This window comes from Streptomyces sp. NPDC127129 (assembly GCF_042671585.1).
Taxonomy (GTDB): Bacteria; Actinomycetota; Actinomycetes; order Streptomycetales; family Streptomycetaceae; genus Streptomyces.
Window position 1 is genome coordinate 205,134 of record NZ_JBHXTV010000010.1, and the last position, 18,614, is coordinate 223,747.

The 18,614-nt window shown below is 70.9% G+C and carries 15 protein-coding genes; 3 read left to right on the plus strand and 12 right to left on the minus strand.

Annotated elements, in window-relative coordinates; all coding sequences use genetic code 11:
- Positions 1 to 12: 12 nt before the first annotated feature.
- Complete coding sequence (locus ACFVGW_RS20850) at positions 13 to 240, minus strand: ferredoxin family protein (protein WP_125741086.1); 228 nt, start codon at positions 238 to 240, stop codon at positions 13 to 15.
- 46 nt (positions 241 to 286) lie between these two features.
- Positions 287 to 1,054 (minus strand): GntR family transcriptional regulator, encoded by a 768-nt coding sequence (locus ACFVGW_RS20855; RefSeq protein ID WP_383223621.1) that lies wholly within the window; start codon positions 1,052 to 1,054, stop codon positions 287 to 289.
- Between the two features lie 354 nt (positions 1,055 to 1,408).
- Here ACFVGW_RS20855 and ACFVGW_RS20860 point away from each other — a divergent pair, with 354 nt between their 5' ends.
- The gene (locus tag ACFVGW_RS20860; protein ID WP_385853032.1) at positions 1,409 to 1,717 is read left to right on the plus strand and encodes a hypothetical protein; all 309 of its coding nucleotides are present in this window, start codon (positions 1,409 to 1,411) and stop codon (positions 1,715 to 1,717) included.
- A 69-nt stretch (positions 1,718 to 1,786) separates the two neighbouring features.
- Here ACFVGW_RS20860 and ACFVGW_RS20865 read toward each other — a convergent pair whose 3' ends face one another.
- From ACFVGW_RS20865 to ACFVGW_RS20895, 7 genes are all read right to left on the minus strand, one after another.
- Positions 1,787 to 5,059 (minus strand): SAV_2336 N-terminal domain-related protein, encoded by a 3,273-nt coding sequence (locus ACFVGW_RS20865; RefSeq protein ID WP_385853033.1) that lies wholly within the window; start codon positions 5,057 to 5,059, stop codon positions 1,787 to 1,789.
- Positions 5,060 to 5,067: 8 nt separating this feature from the next.
- Complete coding sequence (locus ACFVGW_RS20870; RefSeq protein ID WP_385853034.1) at positions 5,068 to 6,087, minus strand: AAA family ATPase; 1,020 nt, start codon at positions 6,085 to 6,087, stop codon at positions 5,068 to 5,070.
- A gap of 82 nt (positions 6,088 to 6,169) precedes the next feature.
- Entirely contained in the window at positions 6,170 to 8,374 is a 2,205-nt protein-coding gene (locus tag ACFVGW_RS20875; RefSeq protein WP_385853035.1) for a trypsin-like peptidase domain-containing protein, read from the minus strand.
- 2 nt (positions 8,375 to 8,376) lie between these two features.
- Entirely contained in the window at positions 8,377 to 8,775 is a 399-nt protein-coding gene (locus tag ACFVGW_RS20880; RefSeq protein ID WP_385853036.1) for a CU044_2847 family protein, read from the minus strand.
- An 83-nt stretch (positions 8,776 to 8,858) separates the two neighbouring features.
- Positions 8,859 to 9,542, minus strand: a complete 684-nt coding sequence (locus ACFVGW_RS20885) for a lactate utilization protein C (protein ID WP_385853037.1) — start codon at positions 9,540 to 9,542, stop codon at positions 8,859 to 8,861.
- A complete protein-coding gene (locus ACFVGW_RS20890; RefSeq protein ID WP_385853038.1) occupies positions 9,539 to 10,972 on the minus strand; it encodes a LutB/LldF family L-lactate oxidation iron-sulfur protein in 1,434 nt (477 codons plus the stop codon). The genes ACFVGW_RS20885 and ACFVGW_RS20890 overlap by 4 nt, the downstream gene beginning before the upstream one ends.
- Positions 10,969 to 11,724 (minus strand): (Fe-S)-binding protein, encoded by a 756-nt coding sequence (locus ACFVGW_RS20895; protein ID WP_385853039.1) that lies wholly within the window; start codon positions 11,722 to 11,724, stop codon positions 10,969 to 10,971. Before ACFVGW_RS20895 ends, ACFVGW_RS20890 begins: the two co-directional genes overlap by 4 nt.
- Positions 11,725 to 12,373: 649 nt before the next feature.
- On the opposite strand from ACFVGW_RS20895, the gene ACFVGW_RS20900 reads away from it, so the two are divergent.
- Positions 12,374 to 13,327, plus strand: a complete 954-nt coding sequence (locus ACFVGW_RS20900) for a hypothetical protein (RefSeq protein ID WP_385853040.1) — start codon at positions 12,374 to 12,376, stop codon at positions 13,325 to 13,327.
- A gap of 674 nt (positions 13,328 to 14,001) precedes the next feature.
- On the plus strand, positions 14,002 to 15,240 hold the full coding sequence (locus ACFVGW_RS20905) for a hypothetical protein (protein ID WP_385853041.1): 1,239 nt from the start codon (positions 14,002 to 14,004) through the stop codon (positions 15,238 to 15,240).
- A gap of 242 nt (positions 15,241 to 15,482) precedes the next feature.
- On the opposite strand, the gene ACFVGW_RS20910 is transcribed toward ACFVGW_RS20905, so the two are convergent.
- The 3 genes from ACFVGW_RS20910 to ACFVGW_RS20920 form a co-directional block, all read right to left on the minus strand.
- Entirely contained in the window at positions 15,483 to 16,523 is a 1,041-nt protein-coding gene (locus ACFVGW_RS20910; protein WP_385853042.1) for an SGNH/GDSL hydrolase family protein, read from the minus strand.
- A 388-nt stretch (positions 16,524 to 16,911) separates the two neighbouring features.
- Positions 16,912 to 17,805, minus strand: coding sequence for an IS5 family transposase (locus tag ACFVGW_RS20915; protein ID WP_385853043.1), 894 nt, complete (start codon positions 17,803 to 17,805; stop codon positions 16,912 to 16,914).
- Positions 17,786 to 18,553, minus strand: a complete 768-nt coding sequence (locus tag ACFVGW_RS20920; protein WP_385853123.1) for an ABC transporter ATP-binding protein — start codon at positions 18,551 to 18,553, stop codon at positions 17,786 to 17,788. The genes ACFVGW_RS20915 and ACFVGW_RS20920 overlap by 20 nt, the downstream gene beginning before the upstream one ends.
- Positions 18,554 to 18,614: the final 61 nt, after the last annotated feature.

Sequence of the window (18,614 nt, forward strand, 5' to 3'; positions counted from 1 at the left end):
GAGTCGGGCCTTTCACCGGAGCAGATAGGGCATGTTGACGGTGACCGCGCCGGTGGGACACCGGGCCGCGCAGGGGCCGCAGTACCAGCACTCGTCCACGTGCATGTACGCCTTGCCGTTGTCCTCACGGATCGCGAGCGAGTCGAGCGGACACATGTCGACGCAGAGGGTGCAGCCGTCGATGCACTTGGACTCGTCGATGGTCACGGGCACGTCGGCGCGTTGCGGCACCAGAGGCATGGCTGTCTCCCGGAGGGTGGTGAAAGAGCGTCGGCGGTGAGGGGGTTCAGACGGAGCGGTGCAGGACGCCGCTCATGGTGATGCGGTCGCCGCGGAACCGGATGAACTCCAGGTCCACGGGGCGCCCGTCGGGCAGACATGTCAGCCGCTCCAGCATCAGGACGGCGGCCCCGCGGGGAGCCTGGAGCACCGCGGCGGAGTGGGCGTCGGCGTTGACGGCTTCGAGGGTGATCTCGGCATGGCCCAGCGGACCGCCGGTCAGCGATTCGAGGAGCCGGAACACGTCGGTGTTCTCCAGGTCGCAGCCGAGGAGTTCACCGCCGATGTCCATCGGCAGGTACGACAGGTCGAGCGAGAGCGGCAGCCCGCCCAGCCGGCGCAGCCGCTCGATGCAGAGGACGTCCGTGTGCTCGGGCAGGCCCAGCCGGTGCGCCACCGGGCCGGAGGCGGCGACCGGCCCGACGGTGCGTACCTCGTTGGTGACCCTGCCGTGTTCGTGCAGGGTCTCCGCCAGGCCCTGGAGCCGGTCCAGGCCGTGCGGGTACTTCTCGCACACCACGACCGTGCCGACCCCCGGTTGCCGTTCGACGAGTTGCTCGCCGCGCAGCAGGTCCAGGGCCTGGCGGACGGTGTTGCGGCTGGCCCGGAAGTCGGTGGCGATGGTGTCCTCCAGGGGGAGGACACCGCCCGGGAAGCCGCCCGTCAGGATCTGGTGGCGCAACAGGTCGGCGAGTTCCCGGGCCCGGTCCGCACGGAGTCGCCGGCGGCGCGCGGCGGCGACCGGGAGGGAGGCGGGGGCGGGTTCGGCTGGCATGTCCGGGAACGTACCGGGGGAGTCGCGCGGATGGTGTTGCGGCTACATTGCGCCACCTGACGCTCCGAAGGCGCGGCTGTGACCTGCGGTTTCCTCGGCGAAGTGAGTAGATCCGCCACCGGGCGGCCCACCAGGTGGACACTGTGTGCCCAGGATGCGGGCAGCTCGCCCTCGTTCCGCACCCCGTGGCCGCAGGCCGCTCGGGGAGCTCGCGTGTCACGATGACGCGGCCACACGCGGGAACAGTGCCTGACCAGGGTTTTCCCGGGTCGAATGCCGGGAACCTGCCCTTTTGCCCATCGCCCCGCCCGCACGGCGGCCGGGGCGTACCCGAGGTTCTGTCTGGAGGTCGCGATGCTGCTCAGCCACCACATCGACGCAGGAACGCTGTACGTCACGCTGCATGAGGACCTCGACGTCACGAACCGGGCGGCAGCGGCCCTGCTGCTCCAGGCCCTCGTCGACTCCCACCGTCCGGTGGGAGTCGTCCTGGAACTGCCCGCCGGCCCCCCGACCGCCGCGACGCTGAGCGCGGTCGCGCGTGCGAAGCGGATGTGCGACAGCCTCTCCGTCCCGCTGACGCTGGTCGACGAAACGGCGGCCCGGGACCGGACCGCCCCCACGCCGGAAGCACGTCGCGAGCCCCTCGTGTACGGGCCCTGAGCGAGGGGTGATCGCGCGCGGCCCGTGGCTCCTCCGCCGCGGGCGCCCGCTCGTGCCAGCGGGTGCGTGTCAAAGGCCCGGTGACCGGCCTCCGTGCGATTCGTGTCCCGTGCTGAAGTGGACCGGCCCTGGGAGGGACGGAGCGTGGAGCACCGCACCGTCCACCCACGGGCCGCCGTTCCTGGCGGGCTGTGACAGCAGATCGATCCGGGTCGGGAACAGCTCCAGGAAGGCCTTGTCGCTCTCTGTCCGGTCGACGTCGTCGGTGAGAAGAATCAAGTGGATGCCCAACTGCGCCCCGCACTCCGCGACACGCTTCAGAGCGGTGCGCATCTCCGGCGCCAGCCGCTGAATGCGAGGAAAGTCGTCGATGACCACGACGAATCGTGGCAGGCTGCGGAGGAGGGACCGACTGACGGCCTCCCTCTCCAGACTGCCGATGTCGTGGTACCCGGTTTCCTTCTCCAACACCTCACGGCGACGGTCGATCTCGGCCATGAGTCTTCCGCAGAGGACGAGCACGCCGGTCCTGTCGCTGCGCAGGTCCAGGAAGGACGAGCGGCTGCTCGCGGACGCCACGAAGCGGTCGAGACCGCTCCGGCCGTCGAAGTCGGCGAGGACGAGCTTGATCCCCGCGCGGGCCTGTCGCGTCAGCTGGTCCAGAAGACGGCGCACGAGGTCTCTGCGTACCTCCGCCGGCCGTCCCCGGCAGAGGAGGTGAGGGCCTTGGCCGCCACGGTGCGCACTTTCCAAGGCGAGTCTCACCGGGGTCAGCTCGCTGTCGAACCCAAGGACTCCTGTCAGCGGGTGGAGTCCCGCGACCTGGTCGTGGGCGAGGCTTTCGAGGGCCTGGAGCAGCGTGCGCGCGTCGGGCCTGCGGGTCGGATCGTGGTCCAGACAGGTGCGGAGGACATGAACGAGACCTGGTTCGAGCCGTCCCCGCGCGGCCGTGAGAGCGTCGAGGAGACCCTCGTCCGGGGCCACGTCGGTCGCCGCCTCCACCAGGATGCAGCCGAGCGCGTAGACGTCGGCCTTCTGGGTGGGGACGGCCGAGGGACGGTCCAACTCCGGCGCCCGGTAACGGTGGTTCTGGCGATGCCTCGACCTGTGCGGGCTGGGCACTCGGTCCAGAGAGGCCGTCATCCATCCGATGATCTGCACCTCGCGCCCCGCGATCAGCACGCTGTTCGGAGTAAGCGAACCGTGGATCAGTCCCTGGCCGTGAGCCCTGGTCAGTCCGCTCGCGAGCTGGCGGGCCACGGTGAGCAGCCCCGCATGGTGCAGCAGCCCGTGTTGCCGTGCGAAGCCACGCAGGTTCGGGGCAGGCTCCGTTCCACCGTCCAGGGCGCAATCGACGGCGAGCCACGGCCGCTCGTGGCCGGTGTTCCACGCCGTCAGCCGGGGTGCGTAGGCGTTGTCCATCCGCCGCAACGCGGTGACTTCCCTGTACACCAGGTCGTGGGCGTGGGGTACGTCGGGTCGGCGGATGACCAGGATGCGTCCCTCCCCGTCGTGTGCGAGGAACAGCCCGATCTGCGACCAGCCTCCGTCGTGTTCGGCGAAGACGTCGTAGGGCAGAGCCCCCCGGCCCTCGAAACGGGGGTCCGCGACGGTGAGGCGGCGCCATCCGGTCGCCTCGGGGTCGAAGTCGAAGCCGAACGGGATCTCCCTCAGCCCGTCCGTGGGGCTGGGCGGTGGTGGGGGCGGCGGCGTGGACGTGGGGTCGGGCGGCGAGATGCCGAGCCTGCGCATGAGCGTCTCGTCCACCCAACCGAACGGCAGACGGGCTCCCGGCCTCACCCGGTCGGTTCCTTCGGGGTGCGGGAGCCACGCGGGGAACCCGGCCGAGGAGCCCGGCAGTTCCCCGAGGAACGCCGTCACCGCACGGGTGGTGCGCACCAGTTCGGCGGGTGGCACCAGGCCCAGCAGGATCTGCCGCGTCTCCTCGGCGAAGTCGAACGTCCTCTGGTGGGGCAGATGTTCCTCCGCGTCGGCGCTGTGCATGAGCCCACCGAGGAAGACCTCGGCCAGATGCGAGGTGTCGACCGGAGGCGTCACCGCGTGCTGGACGAGCCGCATCACCGGTACGGGGAGCGGTGCCACGGCGGCCAGATGCGCGGCCAGCCGGTAGGCGTCGGTGGACGCCTTCTCCCGGAATCGGAGAACAGCCTCCTCCGCGCCGCCCGGTCCGTCCGGGAACGATGAGGTGTGCGGGGTGGAGGTGGGCGTCGGAAAGGCCGGCAGGGTGAGCAGCGGTAACACGGCGGTGTCCCCGGGGGAGCCGATCAGCCGGGCCCACGTGCCCAGGACGTCGCCGTCCGTGGCCAGCACCGGCACCGGTACGCCGACGTAGGGGGCGAGCTCGGGAGGCAGCATCGGATCCTCGATGTGCCAGGTGCGGTTCGCCGCACCCCGTCGCCGTGTCGTCACTCTCCAGTTCCGGGCGTCGAGCCCCGTACCCGCCCACAGCCGCTGGGGGAGTGCGTGCACGACAGCGGTCGGTCCGAGCGAGGCGGCGCGGGCAAGGGCCTGGTGCATCGAGCCGTCCCGCCACGCCCTGCCGACCCCGTCGCTCAGGACGAGGAGCAGGGTGTTCCCCGAAGGGTCGAGCACCGTGGACATCGGGAGCGCCGCGTCATGGGCGCCGTACGGTCGGCCTCTCAGGCGGGGGCCGGCGGGGTCGCGGGTGTCGAGGCCATGGACGCGTACGTGCCGGAAGGCTCCGCAACGCTCCATCAGGCCTCGGAGTTCGCCCGCGAGCCGCTGCCACAGGAGCATCGAGACACCGTCGTCGACCAGAATCGCCAGATCGAGCCACCGGGTTCTCGCCTGGCGGACCACGGCGTCGGGGAGGCCGGTCTCGGCCATGGCCGTGACCGTCGCGTCGATGTCGAGTTCGGTGCGCAGGGCGTCGGGGCGCAGCTGTTTCAGCGGGCGCAGTGCGCGACCGAGGTGGAGCTCGGACCCGCCCAGTGCCTTCATCCCCGGGGTGCGCACGGCCATCGCTGCCCGGTCGGAGCGGGCGGGCTGCTGATGAGGGGAAGCGGGCGCGGCGTGCAGGGCGGTGTCGCCCGCCCCCGGGAAGGCGGAGCCGTCCTCCTCGCTGGGCAGGGCCGGCTCCGCACCGTTCTTGTCGGCCGGTCCGGAATCGGGCTGCCCGGTGGAGCCGACGGCCTCCCGCCGGGCGGGGGCCGCGGCAGCCGGCTCCGCAGCCGCCACCCGTGCCATCACCGTGGCCGCGGCCGGGGGCAGGCGGGTCGCCAGCCACAGCGCGTCGAGGAGTTCCTCGGCGTCCAGCAGCTCGTCGTCGCCCGACAGAACAGTGCGGATCCTGTGCAGCACGGGCCCGGTCACACCGTTCGGCCGAGGCGGTGCAGGACGGCGTCCAGCAGTCCGTCCGCGTCGAGCTCGACGCCTCCACGGCGCAGGAAGACGGCGTTGAGGAGTTGGTCCGTCGCCAGTTCACCGCGCGCTCGGCGGGCGAGGAAGGCACGCATGAGGTCGTCGATGCCGTCCGTGCCCCCGTGTCCGCCTTCCGCGTCCAGATGAGCGGAGATGATGGCTCGCAGCCGGTCCTCGCCGGGTTCCGGGAGGTCCAGCCGGACGCATCGGCGCAGGAAGGCGGGAGGGAAGTCGCGCTCTCCGTTACTGGTGATCACGACCACGGGAAACTCGGAGCACCGGACATGACCACGGCGGACGGCCGTCCATGAGTCGGGGTCGGCCGTCATGACGTGCACGTGGGCGTGCTCCTCGGGAAGCCGCGCGAGTTCGGGGATCTCGAACTCGCCCTCCTCGAAGACGTTGAGCAGGTCGTTCGGCAGGTCGACGTCGCCCTTGTCGAGTTCGTCCACGAGCAGCACCCGCGGGGTCGCCGACGGCACCAGTGCGGTTCCGAGGGGGCCGAGCCGCACGTACGAGCCGATTCCCGGGTCCTCCGCCGGGGCGTCGGCGCCCTCCGGTTCTCGGCGCATGTTCGTCTCGCGGAGCCGTCCGATCGCGTCGTAGCGGTACAGCGCGTCCTGGAGGGTGGTACGGCTGTTGACCGGCCAGTGCAGGACGCGGCCCAGGGAGAGCTCGTGGGCCAGGGCGTGCGCGAGCGACGACTTGCCCGTCCCCGGATGTCCCGTCACCAGCAACGGCCTGCGCAGCAGCAACGCGGCGTTGACGACGTCGGCCTCCTGGGGGCCGATCAGGTACGGCCGGTGGCGAGGGGCGACCGCCTTCTCCGTCTCGCCGAAACGCCGCCACGGCGGAGCCTCGGGGAAGGAGACGGTCCGCGCGAGGCCGTCACCCTTGAACAGCCGCCAGTCGGCATCCTGCCCGTCGCCGTCTGCGCCGTGGGTCCCATGAGGTGCCTGGGCCGTCATCGGGTGTCCGCTCCTTGAGTTCGAGTCCGTGCGTCGGTGAGTTCGGGCGCTGGTGCGCGATCAGGCAGGGGATGCCCGGCTGTCATGGGGGATCCGCGAGGTGCAGCGGATCCGGCAGGGTCAGTTCCCCGTCGTGCCAGACGAGTGTCGGCCGCGCCTCCGTGGACTCGGCCTCGGCGGCGTAGGCGGCCGCCCGGAAGCTCTGCAGCCGTTGGGGCAGCTTGTCGAGCGGGCCGGTCGGATCGAGACCGTCCATCCGAGGGGCGTCGTGGTACGACTCGGCAGCCCGGTCCCAGAGGACGACGGGGACTCCCATGGCCAGGCACACGGGTAGCAGCCGCCGCCGTAGTTGTGGGGGGCCGTGCAGCACGACGCGTGCCGTGTCCTGGTGCTGCGGGCTGCTCAGCATCCCGTAGAGGCGGTGCGGGTCGACCGATGGATCGTCCACCACCAGGGAACGGGGATCTCCCGCGGCCCATCGCCGCCGCATCGCGCTGTCGGCGGTGGGAACGGTGCTGATCAGTTCGGGGCAGCGGAGGGCCACCTGGTACCGGCTTCCCAGCGGCAGGCTCAACTCGCTGAATTCCGGGATGGCGTCGGCGAGTTCGCTGCCCGTCTCCCAGCCGTCCACCGGCGTCTCGAGGTTGCCGGGTCCGACCACGACATCCACCTGGGACAGGGGTTGATCGCTCCCCACCCTGCTGCCGTCGGCGGTCCGGCGTATCAGGCGGCCGATGTCCCCGGGCGGCATGGGCCCTTTCGGCGTGGCGATGCTCGCCCGTGTGCCGTCTCGATGACTGAGCCACATCTCGCAGTGGAACTCCCCGGGCTTCCCGGATGCGTCGGTCAGGCGAGCGACGATCCTGGTGACGGGGGAAGGCCGGTGAGCCGCCCACGCCTCCGCGTCCGTACGCCGTTCCCCCAAGGCCGACGGGCTGATACCCAGGCGAGCAGCCACTCGGTCGCACCAGGCGCGCAGGGTCGCGCGGCTCTTCGCGTCGCGCGACGACGCCGCCGTGAACTCGGCGAGTCTCAACAGCGCCGGAACGGGGATGGAGGCAGCAGAGCCGGCCCGCCCGTCCGAGTAGTCCTCGAGGCCGAGGACGACGGTCTCCACGTCCGAGGCGTTCAACCGGGAAGCGTGTGCCAGTGACGCAGGGAGCGTCATGAAGCGCAGCGCCTCCCGTGCGGCTCGTGGGAGAAGACCGGAATCCGCCACGACGACGGTACGCAGCACCGTCAGGAGCTGCCGGAACTCGGCGAACGACAGCAGCCGGACGCCGGGCTCCACGCGGCCGAGTGCCAGCAGATCGCTCAGTGGCCGGCGGAGCGACTGCTGGTTCTCCGCCACGGGAGCCAACGACTCCGTCAGCGCGGCCAGAGCGCGCTCTTCCGTCAGCAGTACCGTCGCGAGCTCTTCCAGGGCAGGGGCGGGCTCCTCGCTGTAGGACGGTGGTTCGCACCCCAGGCTGGCCGCGAGGTCCCGGCAGTGGTCGGCGCGCGTGGTCAGGTCTTCCATCAGGGTCCGCAGGACGGGCACCATCGCGCGCACCGAGGCCTCGTTCGTCCGCGCCCCGGTGAGACGACCCGGCCGGGATACCTCGCACTCCTCGACGACATGCGACGCACCCGCGCGGGAGAGTTCCTCCCGCACGGTCTGCCACGGCACCGCCCAGCCCCGCCGGACGGTGTCCTGCGCCTGGAGTGGGCCCGACTGCTTGATGACCTGGCCGACGACGACACCGGCCACGGTGGAGTCGGACTTCACCCACAGCGGACCCCCGCTGTAGCCCGGTCCGATGGCGGCACCGGTCGGAGCGCCGTCGAGGTAGCAGCAGCCCGACTCCTGGAAGCCGGCCACGGTGTCGGCATAGGCGATGGACGCGCCGCCGCCGTGCCAGGCCCGGAGTTCCATGCCTTCCGCCATCTCCCGCCACACCACCGGCCTGGTCCAGTCCGGAGCGGGTTCCTGGAGGTCCAGCACGGCGAGGTCGCCCTCCCACACGATGCCGTCGGCCCGTGCCTTGGGCGGCAGCCACAGCGACAGTCGGGCCGTACCCCGTCCGGCTGCCGTGTCGGCGCCGCGGAACGCGACGGTGAAGAGCTGATCGGGCTCGGGCTCGGCCGCGCTCAGCAGCTCCCGTCCCAGAGCGTCGTTGACGACATGGGCACAGGTCAGGAGACGACCGGGGGAGAGCAGTACGGCGGATCCGGCGGCCCTGGAGTCGCTCGCGCGCAGCACCGCCGTGTGGGAACCGGGGCTCGCCCGGCGGTGGAACCAACCCATCCCTAAGCCCGCGGAGAGCCGGTGCCCTGGTCCTGCCAGGTGGCGCTGACGGTCATCGTGGCCTGTCCGTTCGCCCCGACGATCCCGAGCTTGAAGTCCTGGCCGATCTGGATGCCGAACTCGACCGTCAGCTCCTGCGGCGGGTGCTCCGTGCCCGTGACCGCGGCGTGCACCTCTTCGAGCAGCGGTCCGAGGGGACGCAACGCGGTCTGGAGGACGTCCTGGGCGAGAGCGGCGGCACCCCGCCCGCGGGCGACGGGTGTGGCTGTACCGAAGCCGTCGGGAAGATCCGCGGCTTCGGGAGACGGTGCGGGTACGAACGGGGCAGCGGGTTCGCCGGCGTCGGCCAGCTCCACACGTAACGCGGCGCCGCCGAGTTCGAGGTCGAGGTATTCGGGCATGAGCTGCATTCTGCACGAACGAACCCGATGGGAGGGGTGGTTGTGGGAAGTCCGTCCGCTTCTCACCAGGTGAAACGTTCACCTCAGCCTCCCGCCTGGTCCGTCCCTCCGGTGAAGGGGGCGGGGTCGACGAGGACGACGTCCAGTCGTCTCGGGCCGTGGACCCCCTCGACGCGGTCGAGTTCGATGTCGCTCGTCGCCGACGGGCCCGAGATCCACGTCAGAGGGCGTCCGGGGTCGAGGCGTTCGAGTGCCTGCGGTACGGAGGCCACGACCTGCTCGGGGGCGCGCACGAGGCAGATGTGGTGGTCGGGCACGAGGGTGATGCGGCGGCGCCCCTGGTCCGGCCCGGCGTCGAGGACGACCGTGCCGGTCTCCGCGACGGCGACGGCGCAGCCCGTCACGACGCTGTCGACCCCGTCGAGGTCGTACGGGGTGAGCTCGGCCCGGTCGTCCACGACGGCCGCGTCCGTACCGCTCAGAAGCGCGGGGGGCAGCCCCACGGGCACCAGCACCCGGCGCGCGCCCCGCTCGGCCAGCAGGCGTCCGATCAGCTCCGGGAGCGCGTCGGGGCGGCAGCGGTGGACGACGGCCCGGTAGTCCGCCAGGTTCTCGGCCAGCAGGGCGACGGTCTCCTCGGTGTCCCGATTCCCGTGCTCACGCGCGTAGTTCCTCTCGACGGCCCGGTCGTAGGGCGGCGCGTCGGCCGCGGGTACGTCGGACAGCGCCTCGCGGATCCGGCGCAGGATCAGTTCTCTGCCGCTCACTCGGACCCCTCCTTCCGCTCGTGCTCACGCTTCCACCAGTCGCGGAAGCCTTCCGCCGGGACCTCGGGCAGATCGCGGCTGTCCGTCCACGCCCGGCCGGGACCGGGCAGGCGGGAGGGGTGGAACCTCCGGGTGAGGGAGAGGAGGCGTTGCCCGGCCGCGTAGACGCGGGGCCGGCCGAACGCCCATGCGGCCGCACCCATGGCGGCCTTCTCCATCCGGTGGCCCTCGCCCTCGGCGACCTTCTCGCGGAGGTGGACGAGGACTTCGGGGATGTCGATGGCGACCGGGCACACGTCGTAACAGGCCCCGCAGAGGGAGGAGGCGTACGGCAGCGAGGCGTCGATCTCGCTCGCGGTTCCCCGGAGTTGAGGGCTCAGGATCGCCCCGATGGGCCCCGGGTAGACGGAGCCGTAGGCATGGCCGCCGGCCCTCTCGTAGACGGGGCAGACGTTCAGACAGGCCGAGCAGCGGATGCAGCGCAGGGCCTGGCGGCCGACCTCGTCCGCGAGCGCGTCGGTGCGGCCGTTGTCGAGCAGGACGAGATGGAAGGTCCGCGGCCCGTCACCCTCCGTCGTGCCGGTCCACATGGAGGTGTACGGGTTCATGCGCTCGGCCGTCGAGGAGCGCGGGAGGGTCTGCAGGAAGACCTCCAGGTCCCGCCAGGTCGGCACGACCTTCTCGATGCCGACGACGGAGATCAGGGTCTCGGGCAGAGTCAGGCACATCCGGCCGTTGCCCTCGGACTCGACCACGACCATCGTGCCGGTCTCGGCGACCATGAAGTTCGCGCCCGAGATCCCGACCTTGGCACGCAGGAACTTCTCGCGGAGGTGGAGTCGGGCGGCCTCGGCCAGTTCGGCGGGGCTGTCGGTCAGGTTCTCGGGCGCCGGACGGCCCCAACGGCCCATCTCGGACCGGAAGATGTCACGGATCTCGCCCCGGTTGCGGTGGATGGCGGGGACGAGAATGTGCGAGGGCCGGTCGTGGCCCAGCTGCACGATCAGTTCGGCGAGGTCGGTCTCGTACGCGGCGATGCCCTCGGCCTCCAGCGCCTCGTTGAGCCCGATCTCCTGCGTGGCCATCGACTTGACCTTGACGACCTCGCTCTCACCCGTGGCCCGCACCAGACCGGTCACGATCCGGTTCGCCTCGGCCGCGTCGGCGGCCCAGTGGACGGTGCCCCCGGCCCGTACCACCGACTCCTCCAACTGGAGCAGATGGCGGTCGAGATGGCGGAGCGTGTGGTCCTTGATCCGCTTGCCGGCCTCGCGCAGCTCGGCCCAGTCGTCCAGCTCGGCGACGGCCTTGGCCCGCTTGTCCCGGATCGTGTGGGTGGCGTGCCGCAGGTTCGCCCGCAGGGTGGTGTTCCGCACCGCCTCGCGCGCCGCCTCCGGGAAGGCCGGCATGCCCAGGAACGTACCGCTCACGCCGTCGGCTCCTCTTCCGTGCTCGCCAGGATCTCGGCGATGTGGACGGGCCTGACGCCGACCCGCAGCCGGCTCATCGTGCCGCCGAGGTGCATCAGACACGAGTTGTCCGCCGCGCACAGGACGTCGGCCCCGGTCGAGACGGCGTTGCGGACCTTGTCGGCGCCCATCGCCGCCGAGACGTCGGGGTTCTTCACGGCGAAGGTGCCGCCGAAGCCGCAGCACTCCTCGGCGCCCGGCAGCTCCACCAGGTCGAGGCCCTTGACCGCCGAGAGCAGACGGTACGGCCGGTCGGCCAGGCCGAGGCCGCGCAGACCGTGACAGGTGGGGTGGTAGGTGACCCTGTGGGGGTAGGAGGCGCCGACGTCCGTCACGCCGAGGACGTCGACCAGGAACTCGGTCAGCTCGTACGTCTTCGGCACGACCGGTGCCACGGCGAGGGCGAGCCCGTCGCCGCGGCCCTCCGCCCGGGCCCGCTCGCCCATGCGCGGATACAGCTCGCGGACCATGGCCCCGCACGACCCGGAGGGGGTGACGATCGCGTCGTACCCGCCGAAGACCTCGGCGAAGCGACGGGCGAGCGGCTCGGCGTGCCGTCGGTAGCCGGTGTTGTACTGCGGCTGCCCGCAACACGTCTGCCCCGTCGGGAAGTCGACGTCGACACCCAGCCGGGTCAGCAGCCGCACGACCGCGCGACCCGTGTCCGGATAGAGCGTGTCGTTGACGCAGGTCAGGAAGAGAGCGATACGCATCGCGGCTCCTTCGCGGATCAAGAGATCGATTCGTCCCCCGGAACGTAGCTCGTGGGGCGGCCCGCCCGCGACCGCCTTCCGGACGGAAAGGGTGCATGCGGCGCCCCTGGTACCCGTGCGAGTGAACGCCCGTGACGAGCAGTGAGCTGTCGGCTCGCGTGACCGCGGACGGTTGCGCCGCGGAGAGGACCAGATGTCCTCCGCCGTCTTCGGGCCGGCCATCTCCCTTCTCACCGACCTGGCCGGAGACGGGTTGGCGTTCGCCATGGACACGGGATGCGACGCAAGGCCGGCCAGCAGAGCGCGACTTGGGGCGCGGATCGCGGGGGTCGAATGCGAACGTCGCGTCGCGGACCGGGACGGGCGCGGTTCAACCAGCCTTCACGCAGCGCATCTCCTGTGGCGCAAGGCGACCTGAGGCCGGCCGTGCCGTGCGGACGACCCCTGCGTGGGCGCGCCCTCGCACCGAGCGTCCTCCCGAGCGCCACGGCGTGCCTTTCGCCCCCGTTTGCGTCTGCCCGCCCGGCGCACGAGAGTTGAAGAGGAAGCGCGTCGCGCTCACTTCACATCCATCGACATCCGGTGCGAGGACCTCATCCGAAGCGGTCCCGATCACGGTTGACCGGGCCTGCGGGGACGGAGAACCGTTATGGCCATCAACGAATCAGTGACGGGCAACGACAGCGTGGCGATCACCGGGACAGCCACCCCGGGCGAGCGAACGGTCGGAGTCGGAGGGCGGGGAGACGCCGTGGGCGTCCAGGGCAGGGGCGACCGCTGGCACGGCGTCGAGGGCCTGAGTACCAGCACGATCGGAGGGGCCGGAGTCTACGGCGCCAATTCCGCCGGCGGCGCCGGTGTGGTCGGCGAGACCTCGGGCCGCTTCAACCCCGCCGTGTACGGCAAGCACAGCGGTACCGAAGGCCAGGGCGTACTCGGCGAGGCCGAGAACGGCGCCGGCGCGGCAGGCAAGTCCAAGAACTGGGTGGGCGTCTACGGGGAGTCGGCGAGCACCAACGGCGGCAGCGGCGTCTGGGGGGAGCACAAGGGCGCCGGTACCGGGACGATCGGCTTCAGCGCGGAAGGCGTCGGCGTGCACGCCCGGGGAGGCCGCCTCGCCGGACTCTTCGAAGGAGACCTCGAGGTCACCGGTGACCTCGTCCTCACAGGCGGGGACGTGGCCGAGCAGTTCGACGTCGCTGACAGGGACGACACCGCTGAGATGGTGCCGGGTGCGGTCGTCGTCCTCGACGACGAGGGCGCGCTGGCACCTTGCACGCAGGTCTACGACTCGTGTGTGGCGGGTGTGGTGTCAGGCGCGGGAGACCGGGTGCCGGCGCTCGTTCTGGATCGTAGGGAGCCCCGGTCGGGCCACGGCGATGCCTGCCGTCGAGCCATCGCCGTCGTCGGAAAGGTCTGGTGCCACGCCGATGCGTCGTCGCAGGCCATTCGAGTCGGCGACTTGCTGACGACCTCGTCGACTCCCGGTCACACCATGGCTGCTACCGACCGTGAGGCCGCATTCGGCGCGGTCCTCGGCAAGGCCCTCACTCCTCTGTCGGCGGGTACCGGCATGGTCCTGGTCCTCGTCGGACTGGGTTGAGAACGTCCACATGCGGTCCCGAGCGCCGCCCCTCCACCGAGCGACGCTCGGACCCCACGCCGTTGGGTTGTGCTCCGAGTCGAAATGATGGGATCGCCGAAATGCCAAGACTGCGAACGGCAATTCACAGCGCTCGTGACAGAGGCGTGCTACCTCAGTACAGGGCGGATGGAAATGTCCGTCAACTCGTGCGTCGCCTCGATATGCTCGCACCCATCTCCACGCGCCACCTGGTCGTGTTCCTGGACAGCCTGCACATCGTGGAAGAACCTCGGGACTCTCCCGTCGGACCAACTCCTGTGACCCCGCAACCGGCGATCACAGTGGCGACCGAAGGGTCCGGCGATTCCTCGGTCTTCGTCATCGACGGCGTTCGGTTCGTCGCCGATGCCACCGTGACGGTGAGGGTCGTCGACGACGCTCTGGCGCAGCGAAGTTTCCAGCAGACCTCCGATTCCGAGGGGGAGCTGCACATGCGTCAGCACGTCCCGTGCCTGTCCGGTCTCCCGTTGCACGTATCGGCGACGGACAGTCGCCCGGACTCAAACGATCTTACGGGGGTTCTGTGGAGCAATACCGTCACGCTCCCCTGCCCGTAAGTCCGTCTCCCCGCTCGCGAGAACCGGCCCCTGCGCCGGTCCTCGTCGGGCGGTCCCGACCGATCGAGGCGCTCCATGACATCTCTGACACAGAGCCTCCGCAGGTTCCACCTCTACGCGGCCCCACGGGTCATCAGCCTCCGTGAGGTGGCCGACAGCCTCGGGGCCGAAGGCCCGGTCTCCGTACGTGACGTCATGCGCCGACTCGACGAGGTGCCGGTAGAACTGCACGTGGCCGAATCCGTCACCACCGAAACCGCGCTCGGCGGGCACGTCGACATGGTCCTGCGAAGCGACGGCACATACAGCTCGACCGGGCACATGCGCGCCACCGGCTTCCCGTCGTTCTCCTTCGTCGTCCACCCCGTCGTGGAAGGTGGCGGAGGACGGTTCCGTGCCCTGGCGGTGCACCAGGGGCGGGTCTTCGGCACCGACACCCCGGGCGACCGTCAGAAGAACTGGGCAGAGGACGGCCGCAACGAGGCCATCCGGCAGAACTGGCTCACCTTCGCCCGCGACGCCCGGCTCACGGTCCGCAAGGAATGGGAGGTGGACGGGGTCCTCGGCACGCTGGGAGACATCGCGACCGCGGTCGCCCAGGTCGTCGGCGTCGCAGCCGTCACGGGCGCCGGTGGCATGGCCGCGGCGCTGGTCATCGGCTCCCAGCTCGGAGAGGCCGCGGGGGAGCCCTGGCCGTTCCCGGCGCTGCCCGTCGGAGTGACGATCGCCTCCGGGGTGCTTCTGGTCTTCGGCCCGGCGGCGATCGTCCCGGCACTGGCAGCGGGGGTCGCCGCCGAGGGTCTCGTCGATCACCGGCCACTGCTGGAGGAGGAGGCGGCGTTCGCCGCCAAGGTCTTCGGACCCACGCTTCCCCAGCGTGAGCAGATCATCCTGACCAACATCAGCGGGCTGGACGATCGGGCATTCGTCGTCCCAGGCGCCGGCGGCTCGTTCCTGGTCAACCTGGGCGACGACTTCGCCGATCCGATGGCGGCCAAGGGCGGGAAGTACACCGAGCGCGGACAGATGCTGATCCACGAACTGACGCACGTGTGGCAGGCCAGCCGCTGGCCTGCCACGACGTACTTCTGCCAGGGCGTGTTCGAGAGCACCTACGAACCCGGCGGCGACCCCAGCAGGCCGTGGTCGGCGTACGGAATCGAGCAACAGGCCACCATTGTCGACCGGTGGTACGCGGCCGACCCGGCGTTCCTCGGGGGTGAGTTCCAGAACCCGCACCCCGACCTCTCCCTCAAGAAGGCCCATCCCTTCGACCACTACATCCACGCCCACCTCCGCGCCGGCATGACCTGATGCCCGGCCGCGAGGAGGTGCCGGATCACCGGCGGTCCCCCTACGAGGCCCTGTTCTGTCAGGTGGTCCGCCGGCTGGGCCGGTGCGGAGCGGAGCCGTTCGAGGTGAGTGCTGCCAGGCGCACCGTGCGGTGGTGAGGGCGAGTTGGGGCAAGGCTCCTGGAGTCATCAGTGCTGCGAAGCCCCAGGCCGATGGCGGGTCCTGGGGCTTCGTTCATGCGGGGAGAGCGGTTGTGGGGCCGGTCAGCGGTTGAGGACTTCTTCGATCTTGGTGGTCACCTGCTTGGCCTGGATGTCGCGGCCCTTCGCGTTGGGGTGCGCGTACCAGGGGATCTTGGTGCCGAGGAGTTCGAGCTGGGACTCCTCCAGCAGGCCGCCGATGCCGCGTTCGGCGCCGTCGCACGCCGTGTTGGCGCCGGTGCCGGCGTAGAGGTCGACGAAGTCGGCGCCGCCTTCGGCGTCGGTGGCGGCCTTCTTCATGGTGTCGTTCAGCCGCTTCTGGATCTGGTCCAGGACCGGCAGGGCGTCCTGGGGGATGTCGGCGAGCGGCAGCTGTGTCTGGCCGGGCGCCGCGGTCTGGCACTTGGTGGTGTCCTCGGGAACGAGCCGGGGGTAGCCGACCAGGACGCGCTTCGCGTCGGGGGCGAAGTAGCCGATGCGGTCGAGCAGCTCCTCCAGCTCCCCACCGACCCGCTCGAACTGATCGTCCAGCCACTGCTTTCCGTCCCCGGTCTCGAAGAACTCACCGCACTTGGCGGCCGGCTCGTCCTTGTCCACCGGGTCTCCCGGCAGCAGAGAGGGGTTCCGGAGCTCGTCGGAGCACTGCTTCAGGATGCGGTTGAAGCCCAGCGTGTTGCCGCCCAGGCTTCCCACGGTCAGCTGGGTGTCCTGCTTGAGCGCGTCCTGCTGCGCCGGGAGCGTTCCGGCGCCGAAGGGCAGCTCCTGCTTGTCCCAGAAGTGGTGGATGAGGGCGCCTCCGCAGGAGACGTCCGACTGGACGTCGAGCGTGATGCTCTTGTCGGCCAGGCTCCGGGTGGCGACGGCGGGATAGTTGTCCGTGGCCTGGAAGCACCAGCCCCTCTCGCTGTCCTGGTTGTTCACGGGAGCGATGCCGAAGTTGGCGGTGTAGGAGTCGCCGAAGAAGACGGTCGGCACCGGGTCGGCGGGCGCCGCGGCGGCACCTCCCGCCGGCGCGGCGAGTGCGAGGCAGCTGCCGAGCGCGATCGTAGCGGCGGCCAGCCGCCGCGCCCTGGGAGTGATCGCCTTACGCATGGCAGAAGACATGGCTGTGCCCTTTCGTCGGGGCCCACGAGAAGAGGGAATGAGAGAAGGATGTAACGCCAGGTATTCATTCATAAGCGGAAAGCGATGGTCCAGCGGCGGCGAAGCGCAACCGGGCGATCTTGGTCAGCCTCGTCACGCCGGGTCGTCTCGCCTGCTCAGTGGGGGTGCCGAGGAGGAGCGGCTGCCGAGATCGAGAACGTTCATGACCCGAACGGGGAGGGCGGGTGTGGCCGCGCTGCGAGCCGGACTGCGAGGCCGCCTGCTGGTGGGGCGACGGGAGTCGGCACACGACTGTTCCTGTCGAACGCAGGGGCGGCCGTCGCAGACGTGCGCAGCAGTCGACACGGCTGCGCAGCTCGAACCGGCCAGAATTCCGCCTGCGTCGGGGTCACCCGGGCCGTCTCACTCTTGATCGTCGGACGAGGAGAGGCTCGGGAACCTTCAGGCGGCCGATCACGCACTCGACCGCGTGCCGGGCCTTGTAGTCCTGCCAGTCGACGGCAGGCGGGCGGCCACCCGTACGGCCACGACTCTTGCGGTTGCGCGCCTGGCCGGCCGGCTCGGGAATCGTGCACCTGATCCCACGTCTGCGCAGGTAAGCGCGGTTCGCGCGAGAGGAATACGCCCTGTCTCCCCGCACCCGCAGCGGGCGAGTCCGTGGCCGGCCAGCACCGGGCCTGGGAACCCGGATCGCGTTCAGGACCGGCTCGAACTGAGGACTGTCGCCCCGCTGGCCTGCCGTGACCAGCAGCGACAACGGTTTCTGTCCCTGCTCGCACGTCAGATGGATCATCGTGGTGAACCCGCCCCGGGACCTGCCCAGTCCGTGGTCGCCCGGATTGTGCCCGACTCCGCCGGGCGGCTCCTTCTGCTCGGCGCCGTTCCGGCGGGCACCAGCTGCGTACCGGTGGGCGCGGCAGACCGTGGAGTCGACGTTGATCTCCCAGGTGATCAGCCCGGCCGCATCGGCTTGTGCCTGCAGCAACGTCAGCAACCGGGCCCACACTCCCCGCCGTTGCCATCTGCGGAACAGCCCGTAGACGGTTTGCCAGGGCCCGTACTCACGCGGCAGGTCGCGCCATGGGACACCGGTTCGTACCCGCCATCGCACGCCGTCCACGAGTCGCCGCCGGCCCGGTGACCTGCGGCTGACGCCCACCGCGGGCAGCAACGACTCCAGTACCGCCCACTGCTCATCGGAAAGATCCCCACGCCCCACAAGGCCGATCATCCCGGTGCAGGACGCCAGCCGGAAGACCCACCTAGAACACGGCCTGGGCATCGGGCGTGTCGTGAGGCGGCCCTCCTTTCCTCGGGTTCCAGCCGCGGCGGGGGACCGAGTCGAGCAGCAGACGGGTGTAGGGGTCGGCCGGTGCGTCGAGGAGGGCCGATGTGGTGCCCTTCTCCACCACGCGGCCCTGCTTGAGGACCATGACCTCGTCCGTGATGTGCCGGACCACGGCCAGGTCGTGCGTCACGAAGAGGAAGCCGATGCCCGTCTCGCGCCGGATCCGGCCGAGGAGTTCGAGCACCTGCGCCTGGATCGACACGTCCAGCGCCGCCACCGCCTCGTCGAGGACGAGGAAGCGCGGCTCGGCGGCCAGCGCGCGGGCGATCGCCACCCGCTGGCGCTGACCGCCCGAGAGCCTGCCCGGCAGGGCCGCCGCCTCCCGCTCGCCGAGGCCGACCTGGTCGAGGAGTTCGGCTACCCGGGCCCTTCGCGACGCCGCGTCCGTGGGGACGTGGAGGCGCAGCACCTCCTCCACGCACCGGCCCACCGGCACGCGCGGGTCGAGGGAGAGGTACGGATCCTGGAAGACCATCTGGATCTCCCGGGCCCGCGCCAGGCGCTCGGCCCGGCCGCGGGCCGGCGCCGAGCGGTCCCGGCCCCCGACCCGGACCGTGCCGCCGTCGGGCCGCTCCAGGCCGACGAGCATCCGCACGGTCGTCGTCTTGCCGCTGCCCGACTCGCCGACGATGCCGAGCGAGGCGCCCGGGGCGAGGGTGAACGACACGTCGTCCACGGCCATGTGGTCCCCGTACCGCTTGCGCAGCCCTTCGACCACGAGCTCTTCCGGGTCGTGCGTGGTT